The sequence below is a fragment of the Nitrincola lacisaponensis genome, assembly GCF_000691225.1.
Classification (GTDB): Bacteria; Pseudomonadota; Gammaproteobacteria; order Pseudomonadales; family Balneatricaceae; genus Nitrincola; species Nitrincola lacisaponensis.
Window position 1 is genome coordinate 307,876 of record NZ_JMSZ01000016.1, and the last position, 15,681, is coordinate 323,556.

The 15,681-nt window shown below is 53.1% G+C and carries 17 protein-coding genes and 1 riboswitch; of the genes, 9 read left to right on the plus strand and 8 right to left on the minus strand.

Annotated elements, in window-relative coordinates; translation table 11 throughout:
- The first annotated feature begins 5 nt into the window (after positions 1 to 5).
- The 6 genes from mrdA to lipB all read left to right on the plus strand — a co-directional run bounded on the left by mrdA (position 6) and on the right by lipB (position 6,099).
- Complete coding sequence (mrdA, locus tag ADINL_RS04750) at positions 6 to 1,904, plus strand: penicillin-binding protein 2 (RefSeq protein ID WP_036544449.1); 1,899 nt, start codon at positions 6 to 8, stop codon at positions 1,902 to 1,904.
- The gene (rodA, locus tag ADINL_RS04755) at positions 1,891 to 3,033 is read left to right on the plus strand and encodes a rod shape-determining protein RodA (protein WP_036544451.1); all 1,143 of its coding nucleotides are present in this window, start codon (positions 1,891 to 1,893) and stop codon (positions 3,031 to 3,033) included. Before mrdA ends, rodA begins: the two co-directional genes overlap by 14 nt.
- A gap of 19 nt (positions 3,034 to 3,052) precedes the next feature.
- Positions 3,053 to 3,931, plus strand: a complete 879-nt coding sequence (locus tag ADINL_RS04760) for a septal ring lytic transglycosylase RlpA family protein (protein WP_084154394.1) — start codon at positions 3,053 to 3,055, stop codon at positions 3,929 to 3,931.
- Between the two features lie 86 nt (positions 3,932 to 4,017).
- Positions 4,018 to 5,175: a D-alanyl-D-alanine carboxypeptidase family protein gene (locus tag ADINL_RS04765; RefSeq protein ID WP_036544455.1), complete on the plus strand. Its 1,158-nt coding sequence runs from the start codon at positions 4,018 to 4,020 to the stop codon at positions 5,173 to 5,175.
- A gap of 18 nt (positions 5,176 to 5,193) precedes the next feature.
- Positions 5,194 to 5,469 (plus strand): YbeD family protein, encoded by a 276-nt coding sequence (locus ADINL_RS04770; protein WP_036544458.1) that lies wholly within the window; start codon positions 5,194 to 5,196, stop codon positions 5,467 to 5,469.
- Positions 5,470 to 6,099, plus strand: coding sequence for a lipoyl(octanoyl) transferase LipB (gene lipB / locus ADINL_RS04775; RefSeq protein ID WP_036544461.1), 630 nt, complete (start codon positions 5,470 to 5,472; stop codon positions 6,097 to 6,099).
- Positions 6,100 to 6,164: 65 nt separating this feature from the next.
- Here the strand turns inward: lipB and ADINL_RS04780 are convergent, their stop codons facing one another.
- From ADINL_RS04780 to ADINL_RS04815, 8 genes are all read right to left on the minus strand, one after another.
- Positions 6,165 to 6,551 carry a CBS domain-containing protein gene (locus ADINL_RS04780; protein WP_036544463.1) on the minus strand — a complete coding sequence of 129 codons (387 nt, stop codon included), beginning with the start codon at positions 6,549 to 6,551 and terminating at the stop codon, positions 6,165 to 6,167.
- Between the two features lie 15 nt (positions 6,552 to 6,566).
- Complete coding sequence (locus ADINL_RS04785; RefSeq protein ID WP_036544465.1) at positions 6,567 to 6,920, minus strand: P-II family nitrogen regulator; 354 nt, start codon at positions 6,918 to 6,920, stop codon at positions 6,567 to 6,569.
- Positions 6,917 to 8,404, minus strand: a complete 1,488-nt coding sequence (locus ADINL_RS16810) for a DUF1538 domain-containing protein (RefSeq protein WP_036544467.1) — start codon at positions 8,402 to 8,404, stop codon at positions 6,917 to 6,919. The genes ADINL_RS04785 and ADINL_RS16810 overlap by 4 nt, the downstream gene beginning before the upstream one ends.
- Positions 8,405 to 8,461: 57 nt before the next feature.
- The gene (locus tag ADINL_RS04795) at positions 8,462 to 8,866 is read right to left on the minus strand and encodes a CBS domain-containing protein (protein WP_036544469.1); all 405 of its coding nucleotides are present in this window, start codon (positions 8,864 to 8,866) and stop codon (positions 8,462 to 8,464) included.
- A 2-nt stretch (positions 8,867 to 8,868) separates the two neighbouring features.
- Positions 8,869 to 9,225: a P-II family nitrogen regulator gene (locus ADINL_RS04800; protein WP_036544471.1), complete on the minus strand. Its 357-nt coding sequence runs from the start codon at positions 9,223 to 9,225 to the stop codon at positions 8,869 to 8,871.
- Complete coding sequence (umpB, locus tag ADINL_RS04805) at positions 9,225 to 10,016, minus strand: Na,Li,K/H(+) antiporter subunit UmpB (protein ID WP_036544473.1); 792 nt, start codon at positions 10,014 to 10,016, stop codon at positions 9,225 to 9,227. The genes ADINL_RS04800 and umpB overlap by 1 nt, the downstream gene beginning before the upstream one ends.
- Before the next feature lie 10 nt (positions 10,017 to 10,026).
- Positions 10,027 to 10,698, minus strand: a complete 672-nt coding sequence (locus ADINL_RS04810) for a DUF1538 domain-containing protein (RefSeq protein ID WP_084154420.1) — start codon at positions 10,696 to 10,698, stop codon at positions 10,027 to 10,029.
- Between the two features lie 102 nt (positions 10,699 to 10,800).
- Positions 10,801 to 11,148: a P-II family nitrogen regulator gene (locus tag ADINL_RS04815; protein WP_036544475.1), complete on the minus strand. Its 348-nt coding sequence runs from the start codon at positions 11,146 to 11,148 to the stop codon at positions 10,801 to 10,803.
- A gap of 208 nt (positions 11,149 to 11,356) precedes the next feature.
- Here ADINL_RS04815 and doeB2 point away from each other — a divergent pair, with 208 nt between their 5' ends.
- From doeB2 to ADINL_RS04830, 3 genes are all read left to right on the plus strand, one after another.
- On the plus strand, positions 11,357 to 12,526 hold the full coding sequence (gene doeB2, locus ADINL_RS04820; protein ID WP_036544478.1) for a N(2)-acetyl-L-2,4-diaminobutanoate deacetylase DoeB2: 1,170 nt from the start codon (positions 11,357 to 11,359) through the stop codon (positions 12,524 to 12,526).
- A gap of 153 nt (positions 12,527 to 12,679) precedes the next feature.
- Positions 12,680 to 13,954, plus strand: a complete 1,275-nt coding sequence (locus ADINL_RS04825; RefSeq protein ID WP_036544482.1) for an aspartate aminotransferase family protein — start codon at positions 12,680 to 12,682, stop codon at positions 13,952 to 13,954.
- Positions 13,951 to 15,321: an NAD-dependent succinate-semialdehyde dehydrogenase gene (locus ADINL_RS04830; protein ID WP_036544484.1), complete on the plus strand. Its 1,371-nt coding sequence runs from the start codon at positions 13,951 to 13,953 to the stop codon at positions 15,319 to 15,321. Before ADINL_RS04825 ends, ADINL_RS04830 begins: the two co-directional genes overlap by 4 nt.
- Before the next feature lie 136 nt (positions 15,322 to 15,457).
- Positions 15,458 to 15,551: riboswitch (glycine riboswitch) on the plus strand.
- The last annotated feature ends 130 nt before the right edge of the window (positions 15,552 to 15,681 follow it).

Here is a 15,681-nt window from a genome sequence, read left to right on the forward strand (position 1 = left end):
TCATTATGCAGCAGGAAACACTCAAGGATTACAGTCAGGATGCGCGTATATTCAAATTTCGCGCGGCCCTGGCGTTGGTCGTCGTAACGCTGGCATTTTCAGTGTTGCTGGGCCGGGTCTATTTTCTGCAAGTGATTGAACATGAGCGTTATGCGGCAATTTCAGATCGCAACCGCATACAGCTGCAACCGGTTGCGCCTCGGCGCGGGCTCATCTACGACCGTAATGGCATTCTGCTGGCTGACAATCAGCCAACCTTCAGTGTGACCTTGTTACGGGAAGAGATCCGTAACATTGATGAAACGCTGGAAGCGCTCGCTGAACTGATTGAGATTACAGACCGTGACGTGGAACGCTTTCGGCAGCGCCTGCAGCAACGTCGTCGCCCTTATGAATCTGTCCCGCTGCGTTTTCGTCTGACTGAAGAGGAAATTGCGCGTATTTCCCTGAACTATCATCAGTTGCCCGGCGTTCAGGTTGAGGCAGACCTGATCCGTTATTATCCCTATGGCGAATCGCTGGCACATGTATTGGGTTATGTCGGACGTATCAATGAACGTGACCTGGAAACACTGGACCCGGTCAAGTATGCCGGTACCCACTATGTTGGCAAGCTGGGCGTGGAGCGTTTTTACGAGCCGATCCTGCATGGCGATGTCGGATCGCGCAAGGTAGAAACCAATGCTCGAGGCCGTGTGTTACGCATTCTGGAGCAGGATGATCCGACCCCTGGTGTCGATATCCAGCTGAGCCTGGATTTGCGCTTGCAACAGTTCACGGAAAAACTGCTGGAAGGGCGGCGTGCTTCTGTTGTTGCACTGGATCCGAAAACCGGTGGCATCCTGGCGCTGGTCAGTACCCCTGCTTACGACCCCAACCTGTTTGTGATGGGCATTTCTGCAACGGATTACAACGCCTTGCGTGATGATATTGATTTGCCCTTGTTTAACCGTGCCGTACGTGGCGGCTATCCGCCGGGGTCGACCATCAAGCCGATTATTGCCATGGCCGCCATCGATTCGGAAACCGTACGACCGGACTACACCATCTGGGACCCGGGTTATTACCAGATTACACCGGGTGGACGACGCTATCGAGACTGGCGTCGAGGCGGGCATGGGCGCGTCAATCTGAATCTGGCGATCGCCCAGTCGGTAGACACCTGGTTTTATGATGTTGGACACCGCATGGGCAATGAGCCTATGGCACGTTATATGCGCATGTTTGGATTTGGTGAAATTACGGCACTCGATACGCCCGAGGCTATTCGTGGTGTTTTGCCGACTGTTGACTGGAAACGTGGAAGCCTCGGTGAACCCTGGTATCCAGGCGACTCAGTCAATATGAGTATTGGTCAGGGGTATATGGTCGCTACGCCGTTGCAGCTGGCGATTGCCGCTAATGTACTGGCCAACCGGGGACGCTGGCAGCAACCTCGAGTATTGAAAGGTGTGCTGGAAGAAACTGATGAAGGTAGGGTGTTAACTTTGCCGGATCTGGTCCATAGCCGCGAAGTGCCTGAAGATGTGGTAATTCGGCATCCGGAATTCTGGGACCCTATTATTCAGGGTATGGTCGACGTGGTTCACGGTCCAACCGGTACAGCGCGTCGCGTGGCTCAGGGGATGACCTATCGTATGGCCAGTAAGACCGGCACTGCGCAGGTGGTTGCAATACCGGATGATGGTCGTTATAACCCGGATGAACTCAGTGAGCGTCACCATGACCACGCCTTGTTTATTGCGTTTGCTCCTGTAGAAGATCCGCAAATTGCCATTGCAGTTGTCGTGGAAAACGGTGGTGGAGGCTCCAGTGTGGCAGCACCCATTGCGCGCCAGGTGATGGATGCCTGGTTGCTGAATGACTATGGTACTGAAGAGGAGCCTGATGATGACGGGGCGTGATTTTCAGCGAACCATGCCGGGTGCGAGCACTCACTTCCGCCAGGCACCCAGCTTGTGGAGCTACACGCATCTGGATGCCTGGCTACTGTTGCTGCTGATGCTGCTCTGTAGTTACGGCTTGTTTGTACTGTACAGTGCATCGGGTCAGGATATGGGTGATGTGACGCGGCAGGCGATCCGTATGGGGGCCGGTTTCTTTGTCATGATTGTGCTGGCACAAATGCGCCCGCGCATGTTGATGACCCTGACGCCCTGGCTTTACCTGCTGGGTGTCGGACTGCTTGTGGCGGTTATGCTGTTCGGGGTGTCCGCCAAAGGCGCACAGCGCTGGATTGCACTGCCAGGTTTTCGTTTTCAGCCATCAGAATTGATGAAACTGGTATTGCCCATGGCGATGGCCGCCTATTTGGTGCGGGATCAGTTACCGCCCAGATTTAAGCATATTCTGGTGTCACTGCTGATTATGGCGGTGCCGACGGCCCTGATCATGAAACAACCCGATTTAGGAACCAGTTTGTTAATTGCCTGCTCGGGCGTGTTCGTGTTGTTGCTGTCCGGCCTTTACTTGCGTTATGTTGTGTCCGCGCTGGTATTGATAGGTGCTGCACTGCCGGTGCTCTGGAGCTTTATGAAAGGCTATCAGAAACAGCGCGTCATGACGTTTCTGAACCCTGAGAGCGACCCGCTGGGTGCTGGCTGGAATATCATTCAGTCAAAAACAGCGATAGGCTCGGGCGGTGTCTCAGGTAAAGGCTGGCTGCAGGGCACACAGTCGCAATTGAACTTCCTGCCCGAATCACATACTGACTTTATTATTGCTGTTATTGGTGAAGAGCTGGGTATCTATGGTATCGGCTTCCTGATATTGCTGTATCTGCTGATTATTTTCCGTGGCATGTTGCTGGCTATGCGAGCACAGGATAATTTTTCCCGGCTGTTGGCGGGCAGTATCACGCTGACATTTTTTGTATATGTCATGGTCAATATTGGTATGGTGACAGGGTTGCTGCCTGTCGTCGGAGTACCCTTGCCGATGATCAGTTATGGTGGAACATCGATCGTGACACTGATGGCTGGATTTGGCATGCTTATGTCAGTTGCGGCCTACTCCCGGTCACCCAGGCGTTAATCCCTGATTGAGGTAGATGATGCGTTTTCTGTTGGTCCTGAGCCTGTTTTTTCTATTCTTGAGCGGATGTGCATCGCGCACCACTGATGCACCTCAATCCCGTCCGACAGATTCTTTTGGGCGTTACTCGATGCAGCATGACAAGGCACCGGTAAATCCGCCTGATGTCAGCAAGGTTCCAGATGCTGTGCCGCGTTATGAGCCTCATAGCCGGGGTGGTAACCGCAGCCCATATGAAGTATTTGGGCAAACCTATACGGTATTACCGAGTGCTGAAGGCTACCGTGAAACCGGCATTGCTTCCTGGTACGGGATGAAGTTCCATGGACACCTGACTTCCAATGGCGAAGTCTATGACATGTACGAAATGACGGCTGCACACAAAAGCCTGCCGCTGCCGACCTTTGCCCGGGTGACCAACCTGGATAATGGCCGTAGTGTGATTGTCCGGGTCAATGACCGTGGCCCTTTTCATGATGACCGGCTGATCGATTTGTCCTACGCGGCGGCCTATCGTCTGGATATTTTGCAGCAGGGTACCGGACGTGTGAAAGTTGAAGCGATTACCCCGCGGCCTGAAGCGCATATGCTGGCATCTGCCGGGCCGGTGTCACAAGCAAGCAGTTCAGTATCACCTGTCAGCCTGCGCGCATCACATGACCGGCGTTACCTGCAGGTAGGTGCCTTCGCTACCGAAGAGTCAGCCCGGCGGGCGCAGCAGCAGGTGCAATCTGTTGCAAATGGTCTGCCGGTAGGGATTTACACCGCAGCCCCCTCGGGTTCGGTGGTCTACCGTGTTAAGATAGGGCCTTTGACAGTCGGTGAGCCGCTGGATCAATTAATTGCCGGACTGGCTAATGCAGGCTTCCATAGTCCGCATCTGGTCAGCCAGCCCTGAGCTGCTCAGCATTGAACTTGAGCAGCTGGCAGTAGTCTATCAGCCGAACCCAAACAGTTGAGTCAATCGAAACGGATGCCTTACGGATGCTAATACGAACTTTCAGTCGCACTGTGTTATTGCTTTTGTTGAGCCTGCTGATCTTTGTACAGGTACAGGCATCGATGATCCCGGCACCGCCACAGATCGCCGCGCGCTCTTATGTGGTCATGGATGCTGCTACCGGTCAGGTGATTCTGTCGAAAAATGAGCATGACCGCTATCCGCCAGCAAGTCTGGTAAAAATCATGACCAGCTATATTGCTGAGCTGGAGCTGATTAACGGCAATCTGGCTGAAACCGATATGGTTAACGTCAGTGAAAAGGCCTGGCGTACAGGCGGCTCGCGCATGTTTATTCAGGAAGGTACACAGGTGCCTCTGATTGAACTGTTGCGTGGCATTATCATCTCATCAGGCAATGATGCATCTGTTGCTGTGGCGGAGCATATTGCTGGTAGTGAACGTGCTTTTGCTGACTTGATGAATCAGCATGCCCGCCGTTTGGGTATGCACAATACCCACTTCGAAAACTCTACTGGACTGCCAGCTGAGGATCAGTATTCATCTGCTTATGACCTGGCGTTACTGGCTCGGGCTCTGATTACCGACTCTCAGCAGTACTATCCGATTTATGCGGAAAAGCATTTTGAGTTCAATAATATCCGTCAGCCGAACCGGAACCGTTTATTGTGGCGGGATGACAGTGTTGATGGCATCAAAACCGGCCATACTAATGAAGCAGGCTACTGTCTGGTTGCATCAGCCGTACGTGATGGCATGCGTCTGATCAGTGTGGTCATGGGGTCAGCCAGTGAAGAAACGCGCGCTCAGGAAACCCAGCAGCTGCTAAACTATACCTACCGCTTTTATGAAACCAGCCAGCTTTATGCCGCGGGCCAGTCGATCAGCCAGCAAAGAGTCTGGGGTGGTGAACAGGATGAAGTTCAGTTGGGTGTTGCCGAAAATCTGGCGCTGACCTTGCCTCGCGGTCAACAGGAGCGTCTGGAAGTGGTGCTGGATCTGCCGCGCAATATAAAGGCACCTCTGCAAGCAGGTGAGAGTGTGGGCGCTGTGGTTGTGTCGCTGGATGGTGAGGTGTTGAGCGAGACGCCCCTGGTAGCCCTGCAAGCGGTTGAGCCCGGCAGCTTCTTTAAGCGCCTGTGGCACAGTATCTTGCAGTTTTTCATGAACCTGATCAGTTAAGACAACTGGGGTTGACGCATGACCGATTCGCCTGAAGCGCCAAAAATTATCTTTCCCTGTGCCGACTACCCGATCAAGGTGGTCGGCGATAACGCTGATGATTTCTATGGCTTTGTCGTTGAAACCGTCAAGGGCTTCGATCCACATCTGGATCTGGAAAAAGTGACCATGCAGGACAGCCGCAATGGTCGTTTCCGTTCAGTCCGTCTGAAAATGACCGCTACGGGTGAAGAGCAGTTGCAAGCGCTGTTCGAAAAGCTCAAGGCTTCGGGTCGCGTACACATGGTACTCTGAATGCCGGAACTGATTATTCGGCATTTGGGGTTGCAGCCTTATGCGCCGATCTGGCAGCAGATGCAAACCTTCACCGATCAGCGTCAGGCGGATACACCTGACGAAATCTGGTTGTTGCAGCACCAGCCGGTTTTTACGCAAGGCCAGGCTGGCAAGTCGGAGCATCTGCTTAACCCTGGTGATATTCCGGTGGTGCAGAGTGATCGCGGTGGGCAGATTACTTACCATGGTCCGGGTCAGCTAGTGGTCTACTTGTTGCTCGACTTGAGACGCCGCAAGCTGGGAGTGCGTGAGGTGGTCACGCTGATGGAAAATGCCATTATCCAGCTGCTGGCTGAGCTGGATATACCGGCTGAAGCGCGAGCTGATGCACCGGGTGTTTACGTCAAGGATTGTAAAATCGCTTCGTTGGGGTTGCGCGTACGCCGTGGCTGCTCCTTCCATGGACTGGCGTTGAATGTCGATATGGATCTGGAGCCTTTTTTGCGCATCAATCCTTGTGGTTACGCAGGAATGCAGATGACCCAGGTAAGTCAGCATGTATCGGGCGTTGAAATGGACCTGTTACAGACAGCTCTGCTGAGTCATCTGGTCACCCCGCTGGGTTATACCCAGATAGAGCACAGATAGAGCAGCAGCCTGTCATGCAGGGCGGATGTGCACAGCCATAGCCTGCACATCCATGCCTGAGCGGATTACTCGATATCGTTCATCAGTGTCTGAACAATATCATTCATGCATACCAGACCAATCAGATCGTTATCATTCAGTACCACAACACGTTTGACCCGATGACGGGTCATCAGGCTGGCTACATGCTTGACAGACAGACTCTGTCCGACTGAAATCACCGGCTTGGCACAAATGTCGTAGACATTGATGAGATCGATATCGCCACTTTCTGCAACTACCGTCTTGATAATATTGGTGTAGGTGATGAGACCATAGGCATCGTGCTCATTGGTTTTATCCACTACCAGTGACTTCAGTTGGTGGTGCTTCATCAGGCTGAGTGCTTCACGCAGGGTTGCAAAGGGTGATACGGTTACAACCTTGCTGATCATTACATCTTTTACCAGCATGAAATGCCTTCCTTTTTAAAAAGTGTCTTTCAGGTGTTGTTCAAATTTCGCCAGCTGTGACAGGTCGATACCACCGAGATGCTCCAGCGGAATAGTAAAGACTACACCATGAGAGTCATTGTGTTCCTTGTCGATGATCAGTGTCTGAATGGCTTTCAGAATCTCCAGCGACAAGCCTTTCTCCAGTACCATGATAATAATCGACTGACTGCCTTCATAGGTCATGCCAAAAAAGGTTTTCTTGGCATTGTTGCCGATACCACGGCCTGATAGCAGGGTGATACCGCCAGCACCTAGTTCTCTGGAAGCATCGATGACTTTTTGCTCATAGTCTTCGGAAACAATCGCGGCAAGCACGGAAAACTTCATGGTTCTGTCCTGTTGAATTTATTCAGCCAGTCCGCTGCAATGGCATAGCACATCACAGTGACAATGGGGAAAATAGACGCAAAGGCGATCAGGCCGAAGCCATCAATCAGTACATTACGCCCTTCGATGTGGGTTGCCAACCCGATACCCAGCGCCGTCACCAAGGGAACCGTAACCTCAGAGGTGGTCACCCCGCCCAGGTCGAAGGCCAGGGCGACAATATATTTGGGTGACAGTGCTGTCAGCAAAATCACCAGCGTGTAGCCGCCAATGATAAAGTAATGAATCGACCCCCCGGTAATCAGTCGGTAGACGCCGATCGTTATACCGACAGCCACGCCTGCTGCGACCAGAATGCGGATCATATTACCCTTGATTTTACCCGCCGCAGCTTCTTCGGCCTGCTGCCCCACGGCGATCAGAGCCGGTTCTGCCATGGTTGTGGCAAAGCCGATCATGAAGGCAAACAGGTAGATGAAGCCATAGCTGTTCAGGTTGATCAGCTGTTCCGCCATGCTGGTGCCGATCGGAAACAGACCGATTTTCAGCCCTACGACAAACGCATACAGGCCGATAATGACCAGGATAAAGCCAAATGCAATCTTTGGCGGGTTCGACAGCGGGCGTCGCAGAATAATATATTGGAAAAACAGGATGGTGATCAGGATCGGCAGTACATCCCTGAACATGGTGAGCAGATCCAGCAGACCCTGAACGACAGGGTGGGTGGTCGCCGCCTCGGCGGTTTGAATCAGTTGTGCTGAAGCGCTGTCGATTTCTGCGGCATAGACAAAAATACCGTACAACTGCACGCTGATCATCGGTACCATGACGGCCAATGCCACCAGACCAAAGCCGTCAATCAGCGGGTTTCGCCCACGAATGGAGGACGCTAGTCCGATGCCCAGTGCCGCAATCAGCGGTACCGTGACGATGTTGGTGGTGACGCCACCGGAGTCATAGGCCAGACCGACGATCTCTTCCGGTGCAAAAAATGTCACCCCGACCACAGTGATATAGCCAATAATCATGTACCAGTGTATCGGATGGCCAAAGATGATCCGGAATACACCCAGTGCGATTACCAGCCCCACGGAGGTGGCGACCAGTAGTCGCAACACCAGCGCATCAATTCGGCCCTCACTGATTTCCTGGGCCTGACTGGCGACAGCGATCAATGCAGGCTCTGCGACCACGGCCGAGAAGCCAAGAGCGAAACCGAAACTCAAGAGAACAGGGACAGAGCCTTTTTTGGCGAACTGGTTGGAGAGACTTTTGCCGACCGGGAAAATGCTGAGCTCAAGGCCTTGCAGAAAGAGTGCTACACCGACAGCAACAATCAGCAGGCCGAATGCCATGCTCAGGCTGTTATCCGGGACCTGTTGCAGAATCGCCAGCTGAAAAAACAGTACCACCACCAGAATTGGCAGTAGATTTTTCAATGCATGCAGAAAGGCATGGCTAAAACTTTTCAGATACAGCAAGTCGGCCTCACATCCATTCGGTGTTCAGGTCATCAGAGAGCAGGTGATCTGGATAAATCACAGGTTGGGCAGCCCACTCAAAACCAGATCATCATAATTAATAACCCCAATAATTTCATCCTCTTTGTTCACCACGGGAGCCAGTGTTAAACCAAATTTATCAAACAGCCGGGCGCAAAAGCGGATTTGCATTTGTGCCTTGATGGTCAGAGCCGGTTTGGACATGATCTCATAGAGGTTAACGCGTTCGGGCGACAGATTGCGTGCCAATACTTTTTTGGCGATATCTGACAGCAGTACAATCCCATACTCGTCCTGTGCGTCGCGCTTCTCCACAATTAATACTTGTGCCTGAGTACGGCGCATCAGCTCAACGGCATCCTTCACGGTGACCAGTCCATCAATAATGCGAAAGTTCTGATTCATGACATCGCAGACAAACTGTGCTTTAGGTTGTGACATGATCAAGTCTCCATATCCAGGTTCAGATGCTGTGCCAGGGATTTAATCTGATGCTTTACACCCAGGGCATCTTCAACATCCAGTTGCAGTGCAATGCCGGTTCCAGAGGTATCATCGAACTCACCGACTTCGGCTATTTTTTCCAGAATCTTGCGGCAGCGATGTTCCTCAACCAGCAGCAAGAGCACATCCCTGCTACTGGTAATTTCCAGACCAAAGACGCCGCGGGTTTTTTTCAAACCTTCACCTCGGGCATTATTGATGATTGTAGCTCCAGTGGCACCTGCATCACGTGCTGCATCCAGTAGGGCATCGGTTTTGTCATCTTCAACAAATGCGAGAATCAACTTGAAGCGCATCAGTTTTCTCCTTGAGTCCTGTGTGTTGACTCGCTGTATTGACGGTTACGTTTTTCCATCCATTCAGCAATTTGGGCATAGCCCATGACCGTAATAATTGGAAACAGGCATGCCAGTGCAATCATGCCAAATCCATCCAATAGTGGATCTCTCCCCGGAATCGAACTGGCAAGTCCCAGTCCCAGGGCAGCAATGATCGGTACAGTAATCGTGGAGGTGGTCACGCCACCGGAATCAAATGCCAGTGGAATAATACTGCGGGGTGAGCGCAGTGTTTGCAGTATCACCAGGACATAGGCTGCCAGAATAAAGCCGTGCAGCGGCAAACCCATGACAATACGCCAGCTGCCGAGGGTGATACCAATGGCCATACCCAATGCGACAGCTATGCGTAAAATAAACGGGTTGATGGTGCCACCGGATATCTCACCCGCCTTGATGGATACGGCAATGAGTGAAGGCTCGGCAATGGTAGTGCTGGCACCTATGGCGAATGCAAAAATATAGACCCAGTAATAGTCGCTCCAATGTCGCTGAGCTCCTTCAGCCAGCACTGGTAAAAAGGCTGCAGAGGTGAGTTGTTCGGCCATCATCCCGCCCATGGGGAAAAGTGCCATTTCCAGTCCGAGCAGGAACAGGCTGAGTCCGATCAGTACCAGGAAAAAGCCTGTGAGCACTTGAAACAGCCGTTGAACCTTTTTGCGAATTACCAGATATTGAAAGCCAAAGATGATTGCAATAATCGGCGCTATGTCCAGTGTGGTGCTGAAAAGAATCTTTATAAATTCCATTGTGTAGTTCTCACAGCATCAATAAGCCGAAGCCCAGTACAAAAATAATCGGCATGACTGAAGCCAGTGCGATTAACCCAAATCCATCCAGCATCGGGCTGCGCCCTTTGATGGAGGCAGCCAGTCCAACACCCAGCGCAGTGACCAGAGGAACTGTGATGGTTGAGGTAGTGACCCCGCCTGAATCATAAGCGATGCCAACTATCTCATCCGGCGCAACCAGTGTCAGCAGCATGACCAGTACATAGCCAGCAATAATCAGAAGGTGGAGAGGCCAGCCTTTCAGTATTCTTAAAACACCGAGTAATACAGCGCTGCCTACTGATACCGCCACTACCAGGCGCAACTGCAGGGCAAAGGCATTTTGGGAGGCCTCAGTTGTATCAATCAATCCACCCCCGGCAACCACTTCAGCGGCTTTACCTGCCACCGCAATCAGAGCGGGTTCTGCCACGGTGGTGCCAAACCCGAGGGCAAAGGCAAAGATCAGTAAACTGATGACAGATGATCTGCGTGCGAACGCGTGAGCCAGGCTTTCGCCCATAGGGAACAGACCAATCTGAAGCCCCTTGATGAACAGCGTCAGCCCAGCCAGAACACAGAGTAAGCCGATTATCAGATCAATGAAATCAATGCCTTCTGGCAAGGGTTGCCGTATGACAATTAATTGAAAAAACGCCATCACCAGTATGACTGGAATCAGGTCTCGAAAGCTGTCACGTGCTTGCCTGACAAATACCGATAGCAGGTTGGTCAAAAGGAGCTCCTGTACTGCAACGACCAATTAGTCGATAGGTAATTGTTTTTCCAGTGTTTCGATATGTTCCTTGAGTCCAAGGGCTTTATCCACATCAATCTGAATGGCGATGCCGGTGCTCAGCGATTCATCCAGCTGGCCAGCTTTTGCAATGGCTTCCAGAATAGCATCAGCTCGACGTGACTCAGCTAAAATCAATACAACAGCCCTGGGGTTGAGAATCTCAAATCCCAGAATACCTATCACCTTGTGAAGTCCCTGGCCCTGGGCGTTATTGATCACGGTTGCCCCGGTTGCCCCCGCATCACGTGCAGCGTGCATCACCTGATCAGTTTTGTCTGCATCGACAAATGCCATGATAAGTTTGAATTGCATAGTGGGCTCCTGTGTAGGTCTTTGTATTTACTGTACAGGTTAGCAGAGAACAACGCGTTAGGTATTGCGATAGCTCAACTTCTGCCTTCCGGCTTTAGCTGATTTTTTTGGAACTCGGGGCTGGTATGCGGAGTCAACTGTGCTACTTTTAGTGGTGAGAAATAAAATTTCACAAAAAGATGGGCCGACACCAATCAGGAGTTCAGATTTGACCGCACTCTGGGACCAGTATATTCAGCAAGCCATTTCGCTGCGACGTGATCTGCATAAACAACCCGAGCTGACCTGGCAGGAAGAAGCGACGGCGGCACGTATACGTCAGGAGTTGTCTGCGCTGGGTATTCCCTGGCAGGCCTGTGCCGAGTTCGGCACGCTGGGACGTCTGGCCGCAGATAAACCAGGCCCGCACATTGCGTTGCGTGGTGATATTGATGCATTACCGATTGTGGAAAAAAGCGGCATGCCCTGGAGTTCACAAAAGCAGGGCTGTATGCATGCCTGTGGTCACGATGGACATACCGCGACACTGATGATGGCTGCTTATTGGCTGAAGGCACATGAAGCGCAGTTGCCGGGTCCTGTTACCCTGCTGTTCCAGCCCGCAGAAGAGGGCGGGCATGGTGCATTGCGTATGATTGAAGAAGGTGCTCTGAAAGGTATCGATATGATTTATGGCTGGCATAACTGGCCTGCGATCCCTTTTGGTCAGGCGGTCTGCCCGGATGGACCGGTGATGGCTGGGAATGGCACTTTTCGTCTGACTGTAACTGGTCAGGGTGGTCATGCCAGTCAACCGGAAGTCTGCCATGATCCTGTATTGGCGGCCTCAGCAATTGTGTTGGCGTTACAGCAGATTGTCAGTCGGCGTTTGCCACCTCAGGACTCGACAGTGATCAGTGTGACTTCTATCGATGGTCGCAGCTCGCCTACCGTGACGCCGGATCAGGTGGTGATTGAAGGTGGATTTCGTATTGCCCAGCCTGAGAACCGTCAGCGTTTATCCGACTGGATTGAAGAAATCGCTGTGGCCACAGCCCGCAGCTATGCTACCCAGTGTCAGGTTGAGATGTTTCCCCGCTACGATGCAACTATCAATCATCCCGTGGCGGCTGCCAACTACCGGGAGCAGTTGCAAAGGGAATTGGGTGATCAGGTGCTGAGTCAGACAACTCCTCTGCCGATTATGGCGTCTGAAGACTTCAGTTATTACCTCAAAGAGATACCAGGGGCCTTTGCGCTAATCGGTAGTAATGATGGCCAGCTGCAGCACAGTCGGCCCTGCCACAATGCCCAGTATGATTTTAATGATGCCCTGATTTCACCGGTTGCCAGGGTCTTCGCCCGACTTGCAGGGGCTCCGCTACCGGAGCCATCCTGAGCCAGTTTGCAGTAGCCGCAGTGCTATTGCGAGACGTCCGGGTCTCTGAGTTCGCAGAGGCTCAATCCAAACCCTGCCGGGACAGAATAACGATAGCACGCCTGGCAGTTTCTATAACGGGTTCAACCCCAGTCATAATGAAGGAGGATTTCCATGCAGGTATTCGAGAAATGGGAATCAGAAATCCGCGGTTACTGCCGTATCTATCCAACCGTGTTCAAATCCGCTTCAAACGCCCGGCAGGTCGATGAAGCAGGCAAGTCCTATATCGATTTTTTTGCCGGAGCCGGGGTGCTGAACTTCGGACACAATAATCCATTGATGAAAGAGGCACTGATCGAGTTCATTCAGGCTGATGGCGTTGCGCACAGCCTGGATACCAGTACCACCGTGAAGCGGGACTTTATCCAGGCATTTGCCGACACGATTCTGGTGCCGCGTGGTATGAATCACAAAATGCAGTTTATGGGACCCACCGGTACCAATGCTGTCGAGGCGGCACTTAAGCTGGCTCGTCGAGTGACCGGGCGCAAAACTGTGGTGGCCTGTACCCATGGCTTTCATGGTATGACACTGGGGTCTCTGGCACTGACAGCTAACAGTTATTTCCGCAATGCCGCGGGTGTTCCGCTGGAGCATGTCGTACGCATGCCATTTGGCTGTCAGACGCCTTGCCGGGGCTGTGAAATGGGCTGTGGAACGGCTTCGGTTGATCGTTTGCGTGCCCAGTTCGAGGATAGCTCCAGTGGTCTGGAAGCACCCGCTGCGTTTGTTGTGGAGCCGATTCAGGCTGAAGGTGGTGTGCATGTGGCCAGTCAGGAGTGGTTGCTGGCTGTGCAGCAGCTGGCGAAGGATCTCGGGGCGTTGTTTGTGCTGGATGATATTCAGGCAGGCTGTGGCCGTACCGGATCTTACTTCAGTTTCGACGGCATGGGGCTGGATCCGGATATTATCACGCTGGCCAAGGGGATAGGTGGTTTTGGGACCCCGCTGGCAATGAACCTGGTGAAGCCTGAGCATGACCGCCACTGGTCGCCGGGTGAGCATACCGGCACCTTCCGCGGACAGGGGTTTTCCTTCGTCGCAGGCAAGGTGGCGATGTCCTATTTTCAGAATGACACATTGATGTCTGAGGTAAAGCGCAAGGGCGAGCAGATGGCTTCCGCCCTGAATGCCATTGCAGCCAGCAGTCAGGGTGCCTGGCAGGTACGCGGCAAAGGCTTGATGCAGGCGCTGGATGTAGGTGATAGCGCCTTGTCAAAAGCAATTGTGAGTGAATGTTTCCAGCGCGGCTTGCTGCTGGGTGGTTGTGGTACGGGCGGTATGGTTATCAAAATGATTCCACCTCTCACGATACCGGATGCAGATCTGACTGAAGGCTTGCAGATTTTTGCGCAAGCCATCAAAGCGGCACAGGAGGCGGTATGACAGAGACTCTGGTTGCTGTGATTAATCCTGCGACAGGTGAAAAGCTGCAGGACTCTCCTGTACTCGATGCGGCTGCGCTGGAAGCCGCCTTGCAACAGGCACGATCTGCCTATCAGGACTGGAAGCAGACCAGTTTTGCAGAGCGGGCCGCTCTGCTGAAGGCTGTGGCCGCCAAAATGCGTGAAGAGGTTGATAGTCTCGCACCGCTGATGACGCTGGAGATGGGTAAGCCAATCAAGGAAGCCCGGGGAGAGGTGCTGAAGGCTGCCTGGTGTGCCGAGCACTACGCAGAGCAGGCCGAGCAATATCTGCAGCCGCTGACGCTGGCGTCTGATGCGTCTCACAGTTATGTGCAGTATTTGCCACTGGGCAGTGTGCTGGGGATTCTGCCCTGGAATGCACCCTTCTGGTTGGCATTTCGTTTCTGTGCGCCGGCTTTAATGGCAGGTAACACCTGTTTGATGAAACATGATCTGCATGTACCCCGCAGTGCCCAGGCGATTGCAGATCTGTTTGTTCAGGTCGGTGCACCTGCCGGGTTGATGCAAAATGTGCCCATGGGCAATGCGGCGGTGGAAGCGGTCATTCGTGATCCGCGGGTGCAGGCTGTATCGTTGACCGGCTCGGATCGTGCAGGCAGTGCCGTGGCCGCGATTGCCGGGGCTGAGATCAAGCCGGTGGTGTTGGAGCTGGGCGGATCGGATCCCTGCATCGTCCTTGCCGATGCGGATCTGGATAAAGCTGCAGATACCATTACGCTGTCACGTATCATCAATGCCGGGCAGTCCTGTATCGCCGCCAAGCGCATCATCATAGAAGATCCGGTCTATGACACGCTGGTGGAAAAGCTGCAGACCCGTCTTGCCGCCTTGAAACTGGGTGATCCAGCACTGGAAACCACGGATGTGGGGCCTATGGCGCGTGATGATCTGCGCCAGAACCTGCACCGTCAGGTGATGGAAACACGCCAGGCAGGCGCACGCTGCCTGTTGGGCGGCGAGTTGCCGGATGGGCCAGGTTTTTTCTATCCCGTGACGCTGTTGGCAGATGTAACGGCGGATATGACGGCAGCGGTGGAAGAAACCTTTGGTCCGGTCGCCGTGGTGATGCGCGCGCGTGATGCTGAACATGCCGTGGCGCTGGCGAATGACAGTCGTTACGGCCTGGCGGCCGGGCTCTGGACTGAACGCAGCCGGGGTGAACAGCTGGCCCGGCGTCTGGAAGTCGGTCAGGTGGCGGTCAACGGTATTGTTAAAACCGATCCGCGTTTGCCCAGTGGCGGGATTAAATGTTCCGGTCTGGGGCGTGAACTGGGGCCCCAGGGGATTCATGAGTTTGTGAATGCCCAGCAGGTCTGGCTGGGATAAACCAGCGGGCTGCCATGGCTGTGACTGCGTTTGAACGCGTCATGTCACAGCCATGCATATGCATCTAAGGTCGAATCCTGCCTCATGGTATCTGGCGTCGCCCTTGTGTTATATTGAGGTCGTTTTTATGTTGGATACGAATTGATCGGGAGAGATCGCAGGCCAAGGCCCGCGGCGCCGAAGGAGCAACCGCCCCGGAAACTCTCAGGCAAAAGGACCGGTCCATTCTTCTGAACTCCGAAGAGTTGTCGTTTGAGCGGCACACCGAAGGAGCAAGCACTCTCAGCAGTGTGAATCTCTCAGGTACAGCGACGGAGGGGGTGGCGTGAATCCCGTATGGATGGCGTCTAACCTAACCTT

Excerpts from the sequence above, each read along its gene's own strand:
- mrdA (WP_036544449.1), top strand. The coding sequence starts at position 6 with ATGCAGCAGGAAACACTCAAGGATTACAGTCAGGATGCGCGTATATTC.
- rodA (WP_036544451.1), top strand. The coding sequence starts at position 1,891 with ATGACGGGGCGTGATTTTCAGCGAACCATGCCGGGTGCGAGCACTCAC.
- ADINL_RS04760 (WP_084154394.1), top strand. The coding sequence starts at position 3,053 with ATGCGTTTTCTGTTGGTCCTGAGCCTGTTTTTTCTATTCTTGAGCGGA.
- ADINL_RS04765 (WP_036544455.1), top strand. The coding sequence starts at position 4,018 with ATGCTAATACGAACTTTCAGTCGCACTGTGTTATTGCTTTTGTTGAGC.
- ADINL_RS04770 (WP_036544458.1), top strand. The coding sequence starts at position 5,194 with ATGACCGATTCGCCTGAAGCGCCAAAAATTATCTTTCCCTGTGCCGAC.
- lipB (WP_036544461.1), top strand. The coding sequence starts at position 5,470 with ATGCCGGAACTGATTATTCGGCATTTGGGGTTGCAGCCTTATGCGCCG.
- ADINL_RS04780 (WP_036544463.1), bottom strand. The coding sequence starts at position 6,551 with ATGCTGGTAAAAGATGTAATGATCAGCAAGGTTGTAACCGTATCACCC.
- ADINL_RS04785 (WP_036544465.1), bottom strand. The coding sequence starts at position 6,920 with ATGAAGTTTTCCGTGCTTGCCGCGATTGTTTCCGAAGACTATGAGCAA.
- ADINL_RS04795 (WP_036544469.1), bottom strand. The coding sequence starts at position 8,866 with ATGTCACAACCTAAAGCACAGTTTGTCTGCGATGTCATGAATCAGAAC.
- ADINL_RS04800 (WP_036544471.1), bottom strand. The coding sequence starts at position 9,225 with ATGCGCTTCAAGTTGATTCTCGCATTTGTTGAAGATGACAAAACCGAT.
- umpB (WP_036544473.1), bottom strand. The coding sequence starts at position 10,016 with ATGGAATTTATAAAGATTCTTTTCAGCACCACACTGGACATAGCGCCG.
- ADINL_RS04810 (WP_084154420.1), bottom strand. The coding sequence starts at position 10,698 with ATGGCGTTTTTTCAATTAATTGTCATACGGCAACCCTTGCCAGAAGGC.
- ADINL_RS04815 (WP_036544475.1), bottom strand. The coding sequence starts at position 11,148 with ATGCAATTCAAACTTATCATGGCATTTGTCGATGCAGACAAAACTGAT.
- ADINL_RS04825 (WP_036544482.1), top strand. The coding sequence starts at position 12,680 with ATGCAGGTATTCGAGAAATGGGAATCAGAAATCCGCGGTTACTGCCGT.
- ADINL_RS04830 (WP_036544484.1), top strand. The coding sequence starts at position 13,951 with ATGACAGAGACTCTGGTTGCTGTGATTAATCCTGCGACAGGTGAAAAG.